This window comes from Acidovorax sp. KPB24-03 (assembly GCF_057546605.1).
This window is the reverse complement of record NZ_BAAJYR010000909.1, coordinates 1-629: the sequence shown is the minus strand read 5'-3', so window position 1 is coordinate 629 and position 629 is coordinate 1. Positions and strand designations below refer to the sequence as shown.

The window sequence follows — 629 nt, the reverse complement described above, 5'->3', positions numbered from 1 at the left end:
CCACGCCCGCGCTCGCGGTGCCGCAGGCCCTGTCCACCCTGCCGCGCCCGACCTTGGACGCCCTGGGCGCCACGCGCCTGGACGACGCGCTCGACTACGTGCCCGGCGTATCGCGCCAGAACGACTTCGGCGGCACCTGGGACAACATCGCCCTGCGCGGCTTCGCCGGCCACGAGGACACCGGCATGAGCCTGCTGCGCAACGGCATGGCCGGCAACCGGGGCTACAACGCGCCGCGCGACACGGCCAACGTGGAGCGCTTCGAGTTCCTGCGCGGGCCCGTGGCGGCGCTGTACGGCGTGTCCGAGCCCGGCGGCACGCTCAACGTGGTGACACAGCCCGCGCCGTGGGAGCCGCTGCGCACGATCGAGGCGAGCCTGGGCCGCTGGAAAACAAGGCGCGCTGTGCTCACGCTGGGCGGCCCGCTGGATGCGCCGGCAGGCACCGCGCCGGAGTCGGGCGAACCCGCGCGCATTGCCTACCGCCTCACCGCCGTGGGCGAGGACAAGGGCAGCTTTCGAGAGCATGTGCGCACGCGCCGCGACATGCTGGCGCCGGCGTTCACCTGGCGCCTCGCCGAGGCCACCACGCTGCGCTACGACGGCGAATGGCTGCGCCAGCGCGCGCCG

1 protein-coding gene is annotated in these 629 nt (G+C 74.4%); it reads left to right on the top strand.

Annotated features, from left to right (window positions below; translation table 11 throughout):
- The coding region (locus AC27KI_RS26750; RefSeq protein ID WP_487116926.1) for a TonB-dependent siderophore receptor at nucleotides 1–629 on the top strand (629 nt) is incomplete at both ends.